The organism is Caballeronia sp. NK8 (assembly GCF_018408855.1).
In the GTDB taxonomy this organism is placed as follows: Bacteria; Pseudomonadota; Gammaproteobacteria; order Burkholderiales; family Burkholderiaceae; genus Caballeronia.
Genome location: NZ_AP024325.1, coordinates 698,907 through 717,526, shown reverse-complemented (window position 1 = coordinate 717,526; position 18,620 = coordinate 698,907). Strand labels below are relative to the sequence as shown.

Here is an 18,620-nt window from a genome sequence, read left to right as displayed (position 1 = left end):
ACCCGTTCGCAACTCTGACGACGCCTTCCATTTCAATCCCTCGCGGGTCGCCGTGCGAGTCTGACGAGACCCGTTCCGCCATTGGTCGCATGAAAGTATGAATACCGATATGCCTACACAGTTTGTCATTTCCCCAAGCGCAACGCCGACGCCGCACGAACAGATCGTCGCGAGCATCTCAAACCCCGTGTTCGGTCGGGTGTTCACCGATCACATGGCGACGATGCGCTGGACCAACACGCTTGGCTGGCACGATGCCAAGGTCGAACCTCGCCGGCCGTTTCAGATCGATCCCGCTTGCGCCGTGTTGCACTATGCGCAGGAAATTTTTGAAGGCATGAAAGCGTACCGCGGCGAAGACGGCTCGATCTCGCTGTTCCGCCCCTTCGAGAATGCCAGGCGGTTTCGCGCCTCCGCTGCGCGTCTTGCCATGGCCGATCTCCCGGAAGCGCTGTTCGTCGAGGCGGTGGAATCTCTCGTCAAGGTTGACCGGGACTGGGTGCCTGGTGGCGACAGCAGTCTCTATCTGCGTCCGTTCATGTTTGCCTCCGAGAGCTTCCTCGGTGTGCGCGCGTCACACGAATACGTGTTCTGCGTCATCGCCTGCCCCGTAGGCCCGTACTTCAAGGCAGGCAAGTCGTCGGTTACTGTCTGGGTGTCCGACCGATACACTCGCGCGGCGCCGGGTGGAACGGGTTCGGCCAAATGCGGCGGCAACTATGCTGCCAGCCTGATCGCGCAGACCGAGGCTGCAGCCAAAGGTTGCGACCAGGTCGTTTTTCTCGATGCCGCCGAGCACAAATGGATCGAAGAGATGGGAGGGATGAATCTCTTCTTCGTCATGGACGATGGCTCTCTGACGACGCCGCCACTGTCCGGCACGATTCTGCCGGGTATCACCAGGGCTTCGATCATCGAGCTTGCCAGGCGTGAGGGCCTCGTAGTCAACGAATCGGCTTATGCTTTCGACGCGTGGCGTGCAGACGCCGCGAGCGGCCGTGTCCGTGAGGTATTTGCTTGTGGAACCGCTGCGGTCGTCACCGCGGTCGGTGAGGTTCGCCATGCCGCCGGAGAATTTCAGATCGGCAACGGGGGAGAAGGACCCGTGACACAGCGCATCCGCACGCAGTTGACCGGAATCCAGCGCGGCAGGCTCGCCGATCCGCTTGAATGGGTTTATCGCATCGAATAAGGCCGATTGGGCCTGAATCGCGCTCGTCCTCTTCGACGCGGGTGCGTGGCGTCACGCGTCGCGCACTTCGCCCGTGAGGTCGCCGCGAGCAACCATCAAAGGATCGGGATTTCGCCCTCGCAAGCGTTCCAGGCGGACGATCTACTCTGTTTCCACTCCACCCGAGGACTCCCGTATCACGAGTTCCGGCAACGCCGGCGACACGCATCGCGCAGCACCCGCGCCTCCGAGATGCGCGAACAGCAGGTCGACCGCCTGCGAGGCCATATCGTCCAGATGGAGATCGACGGCGGTGAGAGGAGGGCGGCAACTGCGCGCGCGCGTGCCGTCGTAGCGCGTGACCACCTTGATGTCACGAGGTACGTGCTTGCCGCTCTGCGCGATGGCCTGCACCGCGCCCACGGCGAAGGCGTCTACGAGCGCGCACAGGCCATCCATCTCGGGATGCGCCGCCATCATGCGGGCGCATGCCTCGCTTCCCGCGTCTTCACCGCCCGATTCATCCGCAGCCGCGAGCAGCGGCGTCATGCCATGCAATTCGCAGAAGCGCTCGTAGCTCGCGCGCGCCTCGATGTACGAATTTCGCTGCTGCGCGCCAACGAGCAACGCAATGTGCTTGCAGCCCCGTTCGCGCAAGTGCTCGAGCAGCATCTGCGTGGTAGCGGATGAATGGATGTCGACATAAGGCACCGCATCGCTGCCCGGCTGCCGTCCGAGACACACGACGGGCAAGCCGCGCTCGCGCAGATGCGCGACGTTGGCGTCGTCGGCGGTGGGCTCGATGACGATCGCGCCGTCGATATCGAGTTGCTCCAGCGGAAGACGCCCCGCCATCACCGGCGGCACCAGCACGAGCGCGAGTCCGCGCGTGAGCGCGGCGGCAGCCGCGACGGCGGCGACTTCCATCAGAAAACCGAGCCGCGACGCGCCGCCGGCGATCTCGAAGGGCATCGACGAGATGAGCGCGATGGTATGCGCCTCGCCCGTACGCAGCCGCTGCGCGCGCACGCTCGGGCGGTAGCCGAGCGCGCGCGCCGCCTCCTTCACGCGTTCGCGCGTGTGTGGGTCGACGTAGCCCTTGTCGTTGAGCGCATGGGAGACGGTCGTCGTCGAGACGCCGGCCGCGCGCGCCACGTCGGCAATCGTCGGGCGCTGTCTGGATGGCGCTGGGCTTTGCATGCTCATTCTTCCGTGTGGCTCGGTTCGCGATGCCGGATTTTCTCACGCTCTCCGGCGGATATTCCTATGACGAGAGGCGGCTCACGAGGCGGCCGCCCTTAGTCGATTTCCTAACTTGACAAGCGATAAATGACGCACCATTCTACGATCACAAATCGATTTGGGGCATCCGCCCATTTTATTTATCGCGATCCCAAATCGATTTGGGGAGCGAAAACGCAGAACGACCGAACGGTCGTTTCCTCGGCAAACAGGAGTCAACCCTCATGGTCCACAATCCGCCGGTGCACGCTGTCGATGAGCGCCTGCCGCTCGCCAAACTCTTTCTATTCGGTCTCCAGCACGTGCTCGTCGTCGCGGCCTCGCCGATCACGGCGGTGTTTCTGGTCGCCAAGGCGCTCGGACTATCTTCGGCGCTGACCGTCGATCTGATCAGCGCGACCTTCCTCGTGTGCGGGCTCGGCACGCTGCTGCAGTCGTTCGGGCCGCTGAAGTTTGGCGCACGCCTGCCGTTCATCATGGTGCCGGGCGGCGCGCCGGTCGTGCTCTTCGTGCTCATCGCGCAGCAGACCGACCTGCAGACCGCGGCCGGCGCGACGATCCTCACCGGCTTCGTCTACTTCCTGTTGCTGCCGGTCTTCGCGCGCTGCCTGCGGTTCTTTCCGCGCATCGTGATCGGCACGATGCTGATTCTCGTCGCCGTCAATCTGATCCGGATCTACGGCGTCGTGATCGTCGGCAAGCCGGGCACGGCGGAGTTCGGCGCGCCGCTCGGCATTGGGCTGGCGCTCGCGACCGTCGCGTTCACCGTGCTGTTCGCGAAGCTTTTCAAGGGCATGCTCGGCCAGCTCGCCGTGCTGCTCGGCCTGCTCGCAGGCGCGGCGCTCGCGTGGGCGCTCGGCGTCATGAGCTTCGCGGATGTCTGGTCCGGCCCGATCGTCACGGTCCCGACGCCGCTGCCCTTCGGCATGCCGCGCTTCGACGTGCTCGCGGCATTGCCGCTGCTCATCTTCAGCGTGATCTCCATGGCCGAAGCCACCGGCCAGACCATCGCGATCGCGGAAGTGGTCGGCAAGGAGATCGATCCGCAGACCGAGGTGCCCAAGACCATTCGCGGCGATGCGGCGATGTCCGTGCTCGGCGGCCTGTTCGGCACGTCGCTGATCATCACGAGCAGCGAGAACATCGGCATCGTGCAGGCGACGGGCATCCGTTCGCGCTTCGTCACGGCGGCGGCCGGCGTGCTGCTGGTCGTGATCGCGCTGCTCGCGCCGCTCGGCCGGCTCGCGAACGCGATTCCCGCGCCGGTGGTCGGCGGCTCCGCGCTGATCGTGTTCTCGATCATCGGCGTGATGGGCATCAACCTGCTGCGCCAGATCGACCTGCGCTCGCGCGCCAACATGTACACGCTCGCCGCCGCGCTGACCATGGGCGTGCTGCCGATCGTCGTGCCAGGCGTGTACAGCCGCTTTCCGTCGGCGCTGCAGATCGTGCTCGGCAACGGACTCGCGATGGGCGCGCTGACGGCGGTGATCGTCAACGCGCTGTTCGTGCATCTGCACTTTCACTTGCGCACTCGCGAGGCCGCCGATCCCGTCGCCCATCTCGAAGCCGCCGTCAACGACAACCGCTCGTGCCACTGAACCCTCTTACCCGAAAGAACGATCATGACGACACCTCATCTCACGCCCGCCGCGCTTCAGGCCGACGAGCTTCTGCTCCTGCCCGCTTTCGTTCTGCTCGCCGATGGACCGCAGCCCGGACACGCTGTGGTCGTGTCGAACGGAAAGTTCGCGGACGTCGGACCGGCCGATGAAGTCATCGCGCGTCACCCCCATCTCGCACCGCTCGCGCTGCCGGGCAAGCTCGTCATGCCGGGATTCATCGATGCGCATCATCATCTGACGCAATCGTTCGGCAAGGCGCTGGCGTTCGGCGAGCCCTCGGAGATCTATCGGCGCATCTGGGTGCCGCTGGAGAATTGCCTCGACGAGAACCTCGTGTATCTGTCCGCGAAGCTGGCCGCGCTCGAAGCGTTGCGCGGCGGCTTCACGACCGTCTGCGATGCCGGCACGCGCGCGAGCGGCGATGCCACGACGATCGCAGCGGCGACGCAGGAAGTCGGCGTGCGCTGCGTGCTCGGCCTGATCTGCAACGATCTCTCCGAGGACATCGACGCGCGTGCGCGCGCCGCCATCGTCGTGCGCGCGCAGCAGCATCTGGCGCGCTGGGAAGGTCATGCGCTCGTGCATCCGTCGCTCGCGGTCTCGGTGCCCGAAGCCGGCTCCGACGGCATGCTGCAAACCGCCGCCGCGCTCTGCGCCGACGCGGGCGTGATCTTCCAGACGCATGCGAACGAGCATCTCGCGGCAGTCGAACGCTCGATCGTGCGACGCAAGATGCGGCCGATCGAGCATCTGCATTACGCGGGCGCGCTGGGGCCCCAGACGCTTATCGCGCACGCGACGCTCGTCACGCCCTCGGAGCTGAATCTGCTTGCGCGCACGAGAACGGCGGTCAGCTATAACCCGGTCGCGAGTTCGTGGAAGGGCAATGCCGTCGCGCCCGCGCTGCAGATGGACGCGCTCGGTATCCGTTTCGGTCTCGGCACGGACGGCACGCGCAGCGATGCATTCCGTCTTCTCGACGCGGCCGAGACCGCGCAACGTTTCGCCTTCGGTCTCGCGACCGGCGATTCGTCGTGCGGCGCGGGCGAACTGTGGCTCGATCGCGCGTTGCGCGGCGGCGCGGATGCGTTGCGGCTCGATGCGCGCATCGGCGAAATCGCGACAGGCAAGGCGGCCGATTTTCTGCTCGTCGATCTCGATGTGCCGGAGATGCGACCGTCCTGGGATCTCACATGGGAGCTGGTGCGACTCGCGGATCGCAGCCAGATCGACGCGGTCTTCGTCGCGGGAAGGCTGCGCCTCTGGCAAGGCTGGCCGACCGACTGGGACGCGCGCGCGTTCCTCAGTGAAGTCGATGAGGTCGCGCGCGAAGTCGTCGCGCGCGCGCCGATTCAGCGTGTGCATGCGGCGCCTTCGCTTCGGGCCGCTTGCGGCATGCCCCTTCCTGCCGTGGAGTGAATGTCCGTGAGCCTGACCATCTTTCTCGTTCTCGCCGTCACCGTCGCGATCGCCGCGTTCATCCAGGGCGCGGTCGGCGTCGGCTTCGCGCTGATCTGCGCGCCCGTCATCGGTCTGATCGAGCCGGAACTGCTGCCGGTGTCGCTGCTGATCCTGATGCTGCCGCTCAACGTCTACCTCGCCTGGCGCGAACGTCCTGCGCTCGATTCGAAAGGCACGCTGTGGATCACGGTCGGCCGCACGGCGGGCGCGGTAGCCGGCGTGTGGATCATCACGCGCATCTCGGCGCACGACCTGAACGTGTTCATCGGCGCATCGACGATCGCCGCCGCCGTCGCCACGCTATGCGCCCCCAGCTTCATGCCAGGACGCAATGCGCTGATGGCGGCCGGCGCCGTGACGGGCATCACCGAAACCGCCACCGGCATCGGCGGCCCCGCACTGGCGATGGTGTTCCAGCACTACCGCGCGCCCGCGCTGCGTTCGACGATCGCGCTGTGCTTCGCGATCGGTGAAGCGCTCTCGCTCGTCATGTTGAGCGTGACCGGCACGATCACCGTCGCGAAGTTCATGTCGGCGCTGTGTCTGGTGCCGCCGGTGATCGTCGGCGCGTTCGTGAGCCAGCACGTGCATCAGCGTCTGAACGCGCGCCTGCTGCGCATCAGCGTGATGGGCTTCGCCATCGTGTCGGGCGCGGCCATCCTGTATCAGACGCTCGCTTCCTGAAGCATCCGCCGGCCTGCCGGCCGGCTCATTCCCTTGATCGACGGAGAGACCCTTATGAAGAAGAGTCGGCTTGCGCTCGCCCTTTCGGTGATGGGCATCGCGATGAACGTTCAGGCGCAGAGCAGCGTCACGCTTTACGGCAGTCTCGATGCGGGTGTCGGCTACGTGAGCAATCTGCGTGGCTCGCAAGCGTTCATAGCGCAGCAGGGCACGCTGCAGGCGGACCGCTGGGGCCTCACCGGCGTCGAGGATCTCGGCGGCGGACTGAAGACCGTGTTCAAGCTGGAATCCGGCTTTTCGACGATCAGCGGCGCGATGTCGAGCGCGGGCACGCTGTTCAACCGGCAGGCTTATGTCGGCCTGAGCGATGCCGGTATCGGTACGCTCACGCTTGGACGGCAGACCGACTTCCACTTCGAGATGCTCGGGCCGCTGTCGACGGCGCAGTCGCTCGGCGACTTCTCCGCGTTCCACCCCGGAAATATCGACGGACTGGGTAACACGGTGCCGGTCGAGTTGTCGAACACGGTCAAGTTTCGCAGCCGGACGATAGCGGGCGTGACCCTCGGCGCGATGTACGGCTTCACCAATCAGTCGAGCAGCACCACGGGACGCACCATCAGCTTCGGCGCGACCTACGGTTACGGCCCGCTGAATCTCGCCGCGGCGTATTCGGAGTATCACGATCGGGCATTGAATCTCGCGAGCGCGCTCGGACTGACGAGCTTCCAGGGCGTCGCGCTGACGGCGAGCGCGCCGTTCGTCGCGGACAGCGTGCGCAACGCGGGCATCGGCGGCAGCGTGCAGATCGGCCGCGTGCAGTTGCATGCGCTCGTCACGCAGGTGCGCATCGAAGAGGGCGGTCGAGCGGACAACTATCGCACCATCGACGGCGGTGCGAACTTTCAGGTCACGCCCTCGTATATGATCGGCGCGGGCGCGTGGACTACCACGCTCGCGGGACAGCGCTGGACGCAGGTGACCGTCGCCAACGTCTATTCGCTGTCGAAGCTCACGCAGCTCTATGCCGACGTCATGGTGGAGCAGGCGTCTTCGGGCGCGAAGGCGGTGACGCTGGGCATCGGGCCTTCGTCTTCGAACCGGCAGACGGTGGTACTTGCCGGCGTTCATCACCTGTTCTAGGCGTAGGTGATTCGAGGATCGTCAAGCGTGGCCTGAACGCGCTGCGCTCTTTCGTTGCAGCATCAGCGAGGTCCGGAGCGGCCCCCGTCCGACGAGAGACGCCGTTCCAGCATGTCGATATCGTCGCGCAGCAACTGAATCACCGCGGCGGTGCTCGGCTCCCGCAACTGTCTTTCGTTTTCCATTTGCACGGCGTGCAAGGCCATATCGGCGATCTGCTCCGAGACCTGCTCGAGCGAGCGCGGACCGGAAGGCGAATACCACCACGCGCTCCAGTTGCACATACCGATGATCGAGAAGGCCGCCACCTTCGCATCCAGCGCGCGAAACTGCCCTTGCTCGATGCCGAATTCGATCGCGTGCTGAAACTGCTCGAGCACCGCTCGGCGCGCCTGCTCCGCCAGTTCGCGTTGCTTTGGCGGCAGGTTGCCTTCGTTTCTCTCCACGACCCGAAACTGTAGCGGATGTGTGAGGATCAACTGCGCATGGCGCAATACCAGATGCCGCAACATGCCTGCCGGATGCTGCATGTGCCCGGGCACCGCCTCTGACGCCAGTTGTCCCGCCGCACGCGTAACCGTCTCCGTGAGCACTTCGAGAATCGCTTCCTTGCTCTTGAAGTAGTAGTAAAGCGCGGGCCGGCTCACGCCGATCGCATCGGCGATGTCGTTGAAGCTCGTGCCATCGAAGCCGCGCTCGATGAAAAGGCGCGTCGCCACTTCGAGGATGTTTTCGCGCAAGGCGTCGCTCTTGGTCTGGGTTCGGGTCATACGGCGTTTTCGACAACTGTGTCAGAAAGTTCATCACGATACCCCATTCCGGCGCCGCGTCGTGGGCCCGCCGCTCCCGGTGGCAACGCACGCGTGACGACCCGGGTCGGTCGATGAATTGACGCATCCGTAAAAACCATAATTAAAAATCTACGACATCGTAAAATAATTCGACTAAGATGTAAAAAACGGAGATGACCTCGATGAATCGATCTGCACAATTGCACGTTGGCGTTGGCGGCGCCACCGCAGGATTTCTCAACACCGACTGGAATCCGCGCGATCTTCCGGCGGGCGTCAGCACGCGCAACGTCGTGCTGCGCACGCAGGACGGCGCCGCGACGAGTGGCTCGCTGTATTCGACCGGTGCGGCGGATACGGTCGTCTGCATCATGCATCCGCGCGAATTCATGGCCTGTCATTACCTGATCCCGGATATCGTCGGCGCGGGCTACGCGGCGTGGACACAGGCGCCGCGCTCGGTGGGCAACGACATGCGCCTCGAACACGAGTTCGCGCTCTACGACGTGGCGGCCGGCATGCGCTTTCTGCGCGAAGCGGGCTTCAGGCGCGTCGTGCTGCTCGGCAATTCGGGGGGCAGCGGACTCTACGCGCTCTATGCGCAGCAATCGAATCTGGCGCCGGCGCAGCGCATCCAACGCACGCCGGGCGGACGGCCAACGAAGCTCGCGTCGCTCGACATGCCGCCCGCGGATGGCATGATCTTCGTCGCCCCGCATCCGGGACAGGGCGCGTTGCTGCAAGGCTGCATCGATCCTTCGGTCACGGACGAGAACGATGCGCTCAGCGTCGACGAGGCGCTCGATCCGTTCGCGCCGTCCAACGGGTTCGACGCGCCGCCTCGTCCGTCGGGCTACGACGCAGCCTTCGTCGAGCGCTATCGCGCGGCGCAAATCGCGCGGGTGGAACGGCTCGACGCCATCGCGCGCAATCTGATCGCCGAGCGCCTCGACGCCCGCGCGCGCGTCAAGTCCGCCGGGGACGCAGCCGATGCCCGTTCGCGCCGCGTGGCCGCGCACACGCCGCTGATGACCATCTGGCGCACCGATGCCGATCTGCGCTGCTTCGACCTGTCGCTCGATCCGTCCGATCGCCGCTACGGGTCGCTGTGGGGCGCGGACCCGTTCGCCTCGAACTACGGCTCGGTCGGCTTTGCCCGATGCTGCTCGCCGGAAGCGTGGCTATCGACGTGGTCGGGCGTGTCGTCGAACGCGCTGCTGTCGAAGACTGCGCCCGCGATCACGCAACCCTCGCTCGTCGTCGAATACACCGGCGACCAGGCGTGCTTCCCGAGCGTCGTCGCGGACATCTACGCGAGCCTCGGTTCGTCGACGAAAACGCATCGCCGGGTGCGTGGCGATCACCACGGCCGGGCGCTTGCCGAAGGCGAGGAGGCGGGCCGCTATATCGCCGGGCGCATCGTGCGCGACTGGCTGCGCGAAACCTTTCCCCAATGAAATCCGCTTGATCAGACACGGAGTACCGATATGAAGATGAGCGACATGCCCGCCGCCGGTCAGGCCCTGCGCCTGCGCGGCGTGGATCACACGGCGCGCCCGACCTGGAGGCTCAAGGAGACCGTCGAGTTTTATCGCGACGTGCTCGGCCTGCCATTGATCCATACGATTTCCGCGCGTGGATGGGGGCCCGCCACGCATCCGGATTTCCTTCACTTCTTTTTCGATAGCGGCAACGGCAGCACGATCGCGTTTTTCTACTATCTCGGAAGTCGCGAACCCGACACGCTGAAGGGAAGGGCGACACATCCGCCGCGTCCCGACGATCACGTTTTCGACGCCACGCACACGGCCTGGCTCGTCGATACGCAAGAGGAACTGCAAGCCTGGAAATCACGGCTGGAGTCACGCGGCGTGGAGGTGTCGGTGGAGACGGCGCATGAGGTGATCGAGTCGATCTACTTCCGTGATCCTAACGGTTATTTCATTGAGATCACGCGCAAGCTGCGCGCATTGGAGCCGCTCGACGCGCACGACGCCGCCGCGACGCTCGAAGCGGCGATCGAACTGGAGACGCGGGAGCGCGGCCTGACCAGCATCGACGACGTCTGGACGCGCAAGGCGGCACGCATCGACGAACGTCGCGAGACCGGCGCGAAGCAGTTGCAGATCTTCGTGCTGAACGTGCCGGAGTTCGCCCCGCTGATCGAAGCGGCGCGCAAGCTGACTGGCTGCCGTGTCGAAGAGCGGGGCGAGTACACCGAAATCAGCGCCGCCGAGCCGGTCTCGTTCGAGCGCCGCGCGCTGGGACTGAAGCCCGCCGTCTGGTACGGGCTCTTCACCGGCGGACTGAACGGACGCATCGAGTGCTACGACCGCGATGTCGTGCGCATTGCGCCGCGCGGCTGAAACGGCACATGGACATGCAGGAGACAGAACACATGAGGGGTATTTTTCATCCGATCGAAGGCGTGGTCTATTGTCCGCCCGAGCTCGCGCAACGCTATTTCGCATCGGGCGCATGGTCCGACACGACCCTCGGCGACGCGCTGCGCGCCACCGCCGCGCGCGTGCCCCAGCGGCCCGCCTACATCTCCGACGAAGCGACGATCACGTTCGCCGAACTCGACGAGCGCAGCGAGCGGCTCGGCGCTGCGCTGCTCGAAACCGGTCTTCGGCCCGGCGACCGCGCGATCTTCCAGATGGGCACCACGGTCGACACGGCCGTCGCGTTGATGGGCGCATACAAGGCGGGCATCGTGCCGGTGTGCGCGGTGCCGCAGTATCGTGAAGTCGAAATCGGCCAGCTTGCGGCGCAGTCGGAACCGCGCGGCTACTTCGTGCAGGCGGATTTCTCGGCATTCGATCTCGTCGGCTTCGCGCGGCTGATGTTCGAGCGGATCGCATCGCTCGAACATCTCGTCGTCGCGCGCGCAGAGGGCGGCGCGGGCTATCGGACGATCGACGCGCTCATCGACGCGATGCCGCTATCCCGTGCGCGCGCCGTGCTGGGCGAGATCCGCATCGGTAGCGAGGACGTGCTGAGCTTCCAGCTTTCCGGCGGCACGACCGGCGTGCCGAAGATCATTCCGCGCTTTCATGCGGAGTACATCGGTCACGCGCTTGCCTGGATGCGTCACATCGGCATGAGCGAGGCGAGCCGCATGATCTGGTCGCTGCCGTTGCTGCACAACGCAGGTCAGTTGTATGCGTTCGTCTCGACCGTGGCCGCCGGCACGACGACCGTGCTGATGCCGCGCGTGGACATCGCCCGGATGCTGGAGCTCATCGAGACGCATCGCGTGACGCACGGGCTTTCCATCGGTCCGGTCGCGCCGCAGATGATCGCGTATCGGGAGATCGCGCGGCACGATCTGTCATCGCTGCAACTGTTCGGCACGTTGAGCCGCGCCGATTCGCTCGAAGCGCATCTCGGCGTGCAGTGCTTCAACCTGTACGGCACGACCGAAGGGCTGCTGATGGGCGCGGGTCCCGCGCACGCCGTTCAACTGCGGCATTTCACGCAAGGCCTGCCGGGCTGCGAGGCGGATGAGATCCGCGTGCTCGTGCCCGGTACGGACGAACCCGCGCCGGACGGCGAAGCGGGCGAGCTGTGCTTTCGCGGACCATCGAGCCTGCGCGGCTACTTTCGCGCGCCCGAGGCGACCGCGCAGACGCTGACGCCCGATGGCTTCGTGCGCACCGGCGACATGGTGACGCAAAGGCTGATCGACGGCGTGCGCTGCTTCGCGTTCGAAGGGCGGCTGCGCGACAACATCAATCGCGGCGGCGAGAAGATCGGCTGTGAGGAAGTCGAGGCGTACGTGAGCCATCATCCGGCGGTCGCGGATGCGAAGCTCGTCGCCATGCCCGATGCGCTGTATGGCGAGAAGGCCTGCGTCTATCTGATCCTGCGCACGGGCCATGCGGCGCCGACGGTGCGGCAGCTTGCCGATTTCCTCGTCGCTCAGGGTCTTGCCAAGTTCAAGTGTCCCGAGCGCATCGAGATCGTCGAGGAGTTTCCGGTGACACGCGTCGGCAAGGTCGACAAGGCGGCTCTGCGCCGCGACGTCGCTGCGCGGATGTCGGAAGGGCACGCCGCGCATGCCGCTACACCGGGCATCGCGAAGGAGGGCGCATGACGGGCACCGAATACGTCGCGTGCACGCAGCCGTTCGTCGTGCGCCGCCGCGTGCGCTGGGGCGAATGCGATCCGGCGGGCGTCGTCTACACCGCTTCGTTTTCCGATTACGTCATCTCCTTCGCCGAACTCTTCTATGGATTTCTCTTCGACGGCACGCCGCAGGCGGTCAAGAACCATCACGGGTTCGGCACACCGACACGCGCGCTCGAATTCGATTTTCGCCGCTCGCTCAGACCCGACGAGACCTTCGACGCAACCGTGGAAGTCGAATCGATCCGCATCCGCACGTTCACACTCGCCATCACCGCGCGCATGACAGATGGGGAGATCGCCTTTATCGCGCGCCTCACGCCGGTCTGCATTCGCCGCGACGCGCGCGAATCAATCGAGATGCCCGTCGTGTTGCGCGACGCGCTGGAACAGTATCAGGCGCGCTGCGCCGAACACCCTGACGCAGGAGAAACCGAATGACGCAGGCAACATCCCGCACGTATCGGATCGGCCAGATCGTGCCGAGCTCGAACACGACCATGGAAACCGAGATTCCCGCGATGCTGCGCGCACGCGAAAGCGTTTTGCCCGAGCGCTTCACCTTCCATTCGAGCCGCATGCGGATGCATCGCGTCGTCAAGGAGGAACTGGAGGCGATGAATCGCGAGGGCTTGCGCTGCGCGGCGGAGCTCGCCGACGCGCGCGTCGATGTGATGAGCACCGCGTGCCTCGTCGCCATCATGGCGATGGGGCCGGGCTATCACCGGCAGGTGGAGCAGGACCTGCGGCGCATCGCACGCGAGAACCACTGCGAGGCGCCCGTGATGACGTCGGCGGGTGCGCTCGTCGCGGGTCTGAAGGCGATGGGCGCGCGCAGGATTGCGCTCATGGCGCCGTATATGAAGCCGCTGACGGCCGCCGTCGTCGCGTATATCGAGGAAGAAGGCATCGAAGTGCTGGATGCATTGTCGTTCGAGATACCGGACAACCTCGAAGTCGGCCGCCGCGATCCGCTGCAACTGCTCGACGATGTCCGACGGCTCCATATCGCCAATGCCGATGCGGTCGTGCTGTCCGCCTGCGTGCAGATGCCGTCGCTCGCGGCGATCCAGGTCGCGCAAGACAGGCTCGGCGTGCCGGTCACTTCCACGGCTGTCTGCACGGTGCGGCAGATGCTCGATCATCTCGGCCTTGCGCCGATCGTGCCGGATGCCGGGGCGCTGCTTGGCGAGTCCGCGCGTCATTTCACGGAATGCTGAGGAAAACATCATGAAGATCGCGGTGATTGGTGGCGGCCCCGCCGGACTCTATTTCTCGATGCTGATGAAGCAGCGTCACCCCGGCGACGAGATCGTGGTTCACGAACGCAACGACGCGGGTGCGACGTATGGCTGGGGGGTCGTGTTCTCCGACGTCGCGCTGAGCTTTCTGAAGGAAGCGGACGAGGCGTTCTTTCGCAAATTCACAGCGCATCACGAGCGCTGCGACTATATGGAAATCGTGCATCGCGGCGTGCCGGTGCGTCTTTCGAATAACCATTTCTCGCGCACATCGCGCATCGATTTGCTGACCGTGTTGCAGCAGGCGTGCCGCGACACCGGCGTCGACGTGCGCTACAAAAGTTGCGTGAGCGATCCGGCCGCGCTGGCAGACTACGATGTCGTCGTCGCCGCAGACGGCGTGAATAGCGAGGTGCGCGCGCGTCTTGCCGAACACTTCCAGCCGAGCTTCGACGAACGGCGCAACAAGTTCGCGTGGTACGGCACGACGCGTCTGTTTCACCCCGTGTCGCTGATCTTCCGCGAGACGCCGCAGGGCGTGTTCATCGCACATGCCTACCAGTACAGCAAGACGCATTCGACCTTTCTTGTCGAGGTCGATCCGCAGACGTGGCGGCGTTGCGGGCTGGACACTGCCACCGAGGATCAGAGTCGCGCGTTCTGCGAGCAAGTCTTCGCGGAAGACCTGCAAGGCGAGCCGCTGTTGACGAACCGCTCGCAATGGTTTCAGGCCAAAGTAGTCAGCAATGCACGCTGGTCGCACGGCAACGTGGTACTGCTCGGCGACGCACTGCGCAGCGTGCATTTCTCGCTCGGCTCGGGCACGCGCATGGCGATGCAGGACGCCATCGCGCTGTGCGAAGCGCTATCGGTTCATCGCGATGACGTTCCCGCCGCCTTCGCCGCTTTTGAGGCAAGCCGAAAGGACGCTTCGAATCGCTTTCAGGACGCGGCGCGCAAGAGTCTCGAGTGGTACGAGTCCGTCGATACCCGCATGAACCTCGATCCCGTCGGCTTCGCCTACGACTACATGCGACGCACCGGGCGGGTCAGTCACGAAGACCTTCGCGAGCGCGATCCGGCGTTCATCGAGCAGGTGGAAGCCATCGCCGCCGGCAAAGCGGAAACCGCGCACGTCTGAGCAATACGTCAAGGAGACTTCATGGACGCCAAGGAATTGCGGCGCGAGCCGGTGAACGTGCGCGACATCATCGACGAGGCGCGCGTATCGCGCTTCCAGATCATGATCGGGCTGCTGTGCTTTCTGATCGTGGCGCTGGATGGATTCGATATCGCCATCATCGGCTTCATCGCGCCGCATGTGCGCAGTGACTGGAACCTGTCGGTGATGGCGCTCGGGCCGCTTTTCAGCGCCGGTCTGCTCGGTCTGATGATGGGCGCGTTCCTGAGCGGGCCGTTGGCGGACCGCATGGGGCGGCGCGGCGTGCTGATCCTCTCGGTCGCGTGGTTCGGCGCGGCGTGCCTCGCATCGGCGGCGGCGCCAGACATCGTGTGGCTGGTCGCGCTGCGGTTCCTGACTGGCTTCGGACTCGGCGGCGCGATGCCGAGTGCGATCACGCTCACATCGGAATTCAGTCCGGAGCGGCGGCGCGGTACCTTGCTGACCTTGATGTTCTGCGGCTTTTCGCTGGGCTCCGCGCTGGGCGGCGTGGTCACGGCGTATCTCGTCGCGGAGTTCGGCTGGCGCGGCGTGCTGGTGATCGGCGGGCTGCTTCCGTTGATGCTGGCGCCGGTCTTGTGGTTCGCGTTGCCCGAATCGGTTCGTTTCCTCGCGCTCGGCAAGGGCAACGAAACGCGTATCGCAGCGATCCTGAAACGCGTGGCGCCGGATCGCGCGGCAGCCGGGCAACGCTACCTCGCATCCGACGAGCGGGCCCATGCTTCGCCCGTCAGACGGCTCTTCGATCCCGATTATCGGCGTGGGACGCTGCTACTGTGGCTCGCGTTCTTCATGAGCCTGCTGCTGCTGTACATGCTGATCAACTGGCTCCCGATTCTCGGAGCGCGTTCAGGCTTGTCCCTCAAACAGGCGTCGGTTTTCGCGGGCCTGCTGCAAGGCGGCGGCGTGCTTGGGGCGATCGTGCTGGGCGTCATGATCGACCGGTTCGACGCCTACAAGGTCGTGAGCGCGGCTTATCTCATCGGCGCGGCGGCGGTCGCATCGCTCGCGGTTGCGGGCTCGGCCTGGTGGCTTGCCGCGGGCATCTTCCTGACAGGCTTTTGCGTGAGCGGCTCGCAGGTTTGCGCGAATGTCATCGCATCGGGGTTCTATCCGACATCGAGCCGGGCGACGGGCGTGGCATGGGCGCTCGGTGTCGGGCGGATCGGTGCGATCGCGGGATCGTTTGGTGGCGCGTTGATGCTGTCCGCGGGCTGGTCCAACGCAGCGCTCTATCTCATCCTGGCAGTACCCGCGACACTGTCCGGCGCGGGTATCTTCTTCGCCGGCGTCCGTCGAGCGCGGATCCCGGCGGCTTCGTCTGGCGCGGACGTCGCACTGGACATGCCCGGTGCCGAGATAGGCTCATAGTCGATCCGCCGCTTCGGTCGGCATTGATCACACCATCGTCCGCGTTCCGCGGACGATGCTCAGACTTACGCTTCACAAGCGACTGCGCTTTTCAGCGCGAGTCGAGCTACTTCCGCGAAATAACGTGCGCCCGTCGTAAGAATCTCATCGTTGAAGTCATAACTTGCGTTGTGCAACGGCGTACTGCCCGTCTCGCCGTTCGCGCCGTTACCGATGAACATGAAATTGCCCGGAATCGCCTGCAGGAACGCTCCGAAATCCTCGGAGATCATCATCGGCGGGACGTCGCGATCGACGGCATCGGCTCCGGCCACTTGCGCAGCCGCCCATGCAGCGATATCGACCCATTCGCACGAATTGACCGTCGGCGCGAATTCGTGGGTGTATTCGACAGTACAGCGAGCACCGTGTGCGTGGCAGAGTCCTTCGCTCAGTTCGCGCATGCGCGTTTCGAGCAGACGTTGCACATCGGTCGAATAACTGCGGGTATCGCCCTTGATGACGACGTTCGAAGGAATTACATTGCGCAATCCGTCAGTGATGAACTCGGTGCACGAGACGACCGCTGACTGCGACGGATCGACGTTGCGCGAAACGATGCCTTGCAACGCCATCACTATCTGCGAACCGATGACGATCGGATCGACGCCCATATGCGGACGCGCAGCATGCGTGCCGCGCGCCTCGATCCGAATGACGAAGTTGTCCTCGCTCGCCATGATGCCGCCGGCGCGGGTGGCAAAGGTGCCAGCCTCCATGCCCGGCATGTTGTGCGCGCCAAAGATGGCATCGACGGGAAAGCGTTCGAACAAGCCATCGGCCATCATCGCCTTTGCACCGCGTCCGTGTTCTTCCGCCGGCTGGAAGATGAAGCGCACGGTGCCATCGAAGTCACGGCGTTCGGCAAGCAGTCGTGCGGCGCCAAGCGACATCGCCATATGACCGTCGTGGCCGCATGCGTGCATCTTGCCTGGCGCGCGCGAGGCGTGAGCGCGGCCGGGCGCGTGCTCGGCAATCGCAAGCGCATCCATGTCGGCGCGCAGGCCGATCGCCCGTTCGCTCGTGCCCGCGCGCAGACTGGCGACGAAGCCCGTTCCGCCGATGCCGCGCACCACCTCATAACCCAGCGCGCTCAGAATGCCTGCGGTGTAGTCGGCCGTGCGATGCTCTTCGAATCCCGTCTCGGGATTCTGGTGGAGATGCCGGCGCCAGTGCTGCAACTGTGCCTGAAGCGAGGTTTCCATGGCGTGCTCCTTAATTCGATGACGCGGCGCGGCGCTGACGTTCAAGCACGTCGCGAGGATCGTGGCCCGTCAGTTCCCGGTATAGCGCGGGCGCGGTCGCACCTTCTGTGTTGATGACGAGTACGCGCGAGTGCTCGTCCATTCCAGCGCTCGTAGCGGCGGATGCATCCTGCATGAGCACCGAGAGCGCCGCGTAACCTGCCGCGCCCGATTCGCCTGCGACGACAGGCGCGTCGCGCAGCCCGCCTTCGGCGAGCGCGCGCATGGCCCGTACGGCATCGGCATCGTCGATCGTCATGAAGGTATCGATGCACGGTTGCAGGACGCGCCACGCAAGCGGGGACGCCTCGCCGCACGCGAGACCCGCCATGATCGAATCGACCGAACCGGTGGCGCGGGAGGCGTGACCCGCGATTGCGCTCTGATACAGACAGTCCGCCTGTTGCGGCTCGGCGACGATGAAGCGGGGCCGCCGCGCCCCATGCCATTCCCACAGATAACTCGCCACACCAGCAGCCAGGCCGCCCACGCCGCCTTGCACAATGACATGCGTAAAGGCGGGCGTCTCGCGCGTGCTCGCGGTCTGCTCGAGGACTTCGGCCGCTATGACGCCATAGCCTTGCATGACATCGCGCGGAATCTCGGTGTAGCCATCGTATGAAGTATCGGATACGACATGCCAGCCGTTATCGTGCGCAAGCCGCGCAGCCTCGGCGACCGACGCATCATAGTTGCCTTCGACACGCACGATGCGTGCACCTTCTTTCGCGATCGCGCGCTCGCGTTCTTCGCTCACATGCGCGTGCAGCACGATCACGCATTGGCACCCGAACGATCGCGCGGCGGCGGCCAGGGCCTTGCCATGATTGCCGTCGGTGGCGCTCGCCACGGTCAGGTGCGCAAGCAGCGCGGCATGCCGGCCTTCCGCGAGCGCGCACGGATCCAGATCGTGCGTGTGCCACAGCCGCTTGACGAGGCGCATGAGCGCGATGGGCGCACCTAGCGCCTTGAAGCTGCCAAGCGGCGAACGCAGCGATTCATCCTTCACATGCAGCGAAGCCAGCCCAAGGCGCTCGGCCGCATCCGGCATCGTCCATAACGGCGTGGGACCGGAGTTGAGCAGCGGCCACGCAGCGAGCCATGCGCGGCTCTCGTCGGCTGCGGCCTTGTTGAGAATCTCGTGCAATGAATAGGGCGCCCGGCTCGCGCGGGTATTGGAAGTCAGCATCGGAAATGCGCTCTCTGGTATTTGATAAGTTGACGATATGGTGTGCAAGCAAAATAATATTCAGGTTGATCGTCAATTCGATTCGATAAATCGACGGGTTCACGCAAA

The 18,620-nt window shown here is 65.0% G+C and carries 16 protein-coding genes; 12 read left to right on the top strand and 4 right to left on the bottom strand.

Annotation, left to right across the window (positions count from 1 at the left end; translation table 11 throughout):
- Positions 1-97 precede the first annotated feature (97 nt).
- Positions 98-1,192 (top strand): branched-chain amino acid aminotransferase, encoded by a 1,095-nt coding sequence (locus NK8_RS28680; protein WP_213233126.1) that lies wholly within the window; start codon positions 98-100, stop codon positions 1,190-1,192.
- 141 nt (positions 1,193-1,333) lie between these two features.
- Here NK8_RS28680 and NK8_RS28675 read toward each other — a convergent pair whose 3' ends face one another.
- Positions 1,334-2,371 carry a LacI family DNA-binding transcriptional regulator gene (locus NK8_RS28675; protein ID WP_213233125.1) on the bottom strand — a complete coding sequence of 346 codons (1,038 nt, stop codon included), beginning with the start codon at positions 2,369-2,371 and terminating at the stop codon, positions 1,334-1,336.
- Between the two features lie 266 nt (positions 2,372-2,637).
- Between NK8_RS28675 and NK8_RS28670 the strand changes: the two genes are divergently transcribed.
- The 4 genes from NK8_RS28670 to NK8_RS28655 are packed head-to-tail and all read left to right on the top strand — an operon-like array spanning position 2,638 to position 7,326.
- Complete coding sequence (locus NK8_RS28670) at positions 2,638-4,014, top strand: uracil-xanthine permease family protein (RefSeq protein WP_162068366.1); 1,377 nt, start codon at positions 2,638-2,640, stop codon at positions 4,012-4,014.
- Between the two features lie 24 nt (positions 4,015-4,038).
- Positions 4,039-5,457 carry an amidohydrolase family protein gene (locus NK8_RS28665; RefSeq protein ID WP_213233124.1) on the top strand — a complete coding sequence of 473 codons (1,419 nt, stop codon included), beginning with the start codon at positions 4,039-4,041 and terminating at the stop codon, positions 5,455-5,457.
- A 6-nt stretch (positions 5,458-5,463) separates the two neighbouring features.
- A complete protein-coding gene (locus NK8_RS28660; protein ID WP_162068368.1) occupies positions 5,464-6,183 on the top strand; it encodes a sulfite exporter TauE/SafE family protein in 720 nt (239 codons plus the stop codon).
- A 54-nt stretch (positions 6,184-6,237) separates the two neighbouring features.
- Positions 6,238-7,326 carry a porin gene (locus NK8_RS28655; protein ID WP_213233123.1) on the top strand — a complete coding sequence of 363 codons (1,089 nt, stop codon included), beginning with the start codon at positions 6,238-6,240 and terminating at the stop codon, positions 7,324-7,326.
- A 62-nt stretch (positions 7,327-7,388) separates the two neighbouring features.
- Here NK8_RS28655 and NK8_RS28650 read toward each other — a convergent pair whose 3' ends face one another.
- Positions 7,389-8,096, bottom strand: a complete 708-nt coding sequence (locus tag NK8_RS28650) for a TetR/AcrR family transcriptional regulator (RefSeq protein ID WP_213233122.1) — start codon at positions 8,094-8,096, stop codon at positions 7,389-7,391.
- Between the two features lie 203 nt (positions 8,097-8,299).
- Here NK8_RS28650 and NK8_RS28645 point away from each other — a divergent pair, with 203 nt between their 5' ends.
- From NK8_RS28645 to NK8_RS28615, 7 genes are read left to right on the top strand one after another with little or no spacing between them, the layout of a single operon-like run.
- Positions 8,300-9,574 (top strand): alpha/beta hydrolase, encoded by a 1,275-nt coding sequence (locus tag NK8_RS28645; protein WP_213233121.1) that lies wholly within the window; start codon positions 8,300-8,302, stop codon positions 9,572-9,574.
- Between the two features lie 36 nt (positions 9,575-9,610).
- Complete coding sequence (locus NK8_RS28640; RefSeq protein WP_213233235.1) at positions 9,611-10,483, top strand: VOC family protein; 873 nt, start codon at positions 9,611-9,613, stop codon at positions 10,481-10,483.
- Positions 10,484-10,515: 32 nt separating this feature from the next.
- Positions 10,516-12,216: an AMP-binding protein gene (locus NK8_RS28635; RefSeq protein ID WP_213233120.1), complete on the top strand. Its 1,701-nt coding sequence runs from the start codon at positions 10,516-10,518 to the stop codon at positions 12,214-12,216.
- Complete coding sequence (locus tag NK8_RS28630) at positions 12,213-12,689, top strand: thioesterase family protein (protein WP_213233119.1); 477 nt, start codon at positions 12,213-12,215, stop codon at positions 12,687-12,689. The genes NK8_RS28635 and NK8_RS28630 overlap by 4 nt, the downstream gene beginning before the upstream one ends.
- The gene (locus NK8_RS28625; protein ID WP_213233118.1) at positions 12,686-13,468 is read left to right on the top strand and encodes an Asp/Glu racemase; all 783 of its coding nucleotides are present in this window, start codon (positions 12,686-12,688) and stop codon (positions 13,466-13,468) included. The genes NK8_RS28630 and NK8_RS28625 overlap by 4 nt, the downstream gene beginning before the upstream one ends.
- 10 nt (positions 13,469-13,478) lie before the next feature.
- Entirely contained in the window at positions 13,479-14,630 is a 1,152-nt protein-coding gene (locus NK8_RS28620) for an FAD-dependent monooxygenase (protein WP_213233117.1), read from the top strand.
- 21 nt (positions 14,631-14,651) lie between these two features.
- Positions 14,652-16,040 (top strand): MFS transporter, encoded by a 1,389-nt coding sequence (locus tag NK8_RS28615; protein ID WP_213233116.1) that lies wholly within the window; start codon positions 14,652-14,654, stop codon positions 16,038-16,040.
- A 65-nt stretch (positions 16,041-16,105) separates the two neighbouring features.
- On the opposite strand, the gene NK8_RS28610 is transcribed toward NK8_RS28615, so the two are convergent.
- Positions 16,106-17,284: a M20 aminoacylase family protein gene (locus tag NK8_RS28610; protein WP_213233115.1), complete on the bottom strand. Its 1,179-nt coding sequence runs from the start codon at positions 17,282-17,284 to the stop codon at positions 16,106-16,108.
- Positions 17,285-17,294: 10 nt separating this feature from the next.
- Positions 17,295-18,512, bottom strand: a complete 1,218-nt coding sequence (locus NK8_RS28605; protein WP_213233114.1) for a diaminopropionate ammonia-lyase — start codon at positions 18,510-18,512, stop codon at positions 17,295-17,297.
- Positions 18,513-18,620: the final 108 nt, after the last annotated feature.

Excerpts from the sequence above, each read along its gene's own strand:
- NK8_RS28680 (WP_213233126.1), top strand. The coding sequence starts at position 98 with ATGAATACCGATATGCCTACACAGTTTGTCATTTCCCCAAGCGCAACG.
- NK8_RS28675 (WP_213233125.1), bottom strand. The coding sequence starts at position 2,371 with ATGCAAAGCCCAGCGCCATCCAGACAGCGCCCGACGATTGCCGACGTG.
- NK8_RS28670 (WP_162068366.1), top strand. The coding sequence starts at position 2,638 with ATGGTCCACAATCCGCCGGTGCACGCTGTCGATGAGCGCCTGCCGCTC.
- NK8_RS28665 (WP_213233124.1), top strand. The coding sequence starts at position 4,039 with ATGACGACACCTCATCTCACGCCCGCCGCGCTTCAGGCCGACGAGCTT.
- NK8_RS28655 (WP_213233123.1), top strand. The coding sequence starts at position 6,238 with ATGAAGAAGAGTCGGCTTGCGCTCGCCCTTTCGGTGATGGGCATCGCG.
- NK8_RS28650 (WP_213233122.1), bottom strand. The coding sequence starts at position 8,096 with ATGACCCGAACCCAGACCAAGAGCGACGCCTTGCGCGAAAACATCCTC.
- NK8_RS28645 (WP_213233121.1), top strand. The coding sequence starts at position 8,300 with ATGAATCGATCTGCACAATTGCACGTTGGCGTTGGCGGCGCCACCGCA.
- NK8_RS28640 (WP_213233235.1), top strand. The coding sequence starts at position 9,611 with ATGAGCGACATGCCCGCCGCCGGTCAGGCCCTGCGCCTGCGCGGCGTG.
- NK8_RS28635 (WP_213233120.1), top strand. The coding sequence starts at position 10,516 with ATGAGGGGTATTTTTCATCCGATCGAAGGCGTGGTCTATTGTCCGCCC.
- NK8_RS28630 (WP_213233119.1), top strand. The coding sequence starts at position 12,213 with ATGACGGGCACCGAATACGTCGCGTGCACGCAGCCGTTCGTCGTGCGC.
- NK8_RS28625 (WP_213233118.1), top strand. The coding sequence starts at position 12,686 with ATGACGCAGGCAACATCCCGCACGTATCGGATCGGCCAGATCGTGCCG.
- NK8_RS28620 (WP_213233117.1), top strand. The coding sequence starts at position 13,479 with ATGAAGATCGCGGTGATTGGTGGCGGCCCCGCCGGACTCTATTTCTCG.
- NK8_RS28615 (WP_213233116.1), top strand. The coding sequence starts at position 14,652 with ATGGACGCCAAGGAATTGCGGCGCGAGCCGGTGAACGTGCGCGACATC.
- NK8_RS28610 (WP_213233115.1), bottom strand. The coding sequence starts at position 17,284 with ATGGAAACCTCGCTTCAGGCACAGTTGCAGCACTGGCGCCGGCATCTC.
- NK8_RS28605 (WP_213233114.1), bottom strand. The coding sequence starts at position 18,512 with ATGCTGACTTCCAATACCCGCGCGAGCCGGGCGCCCTATTCATTGCAC.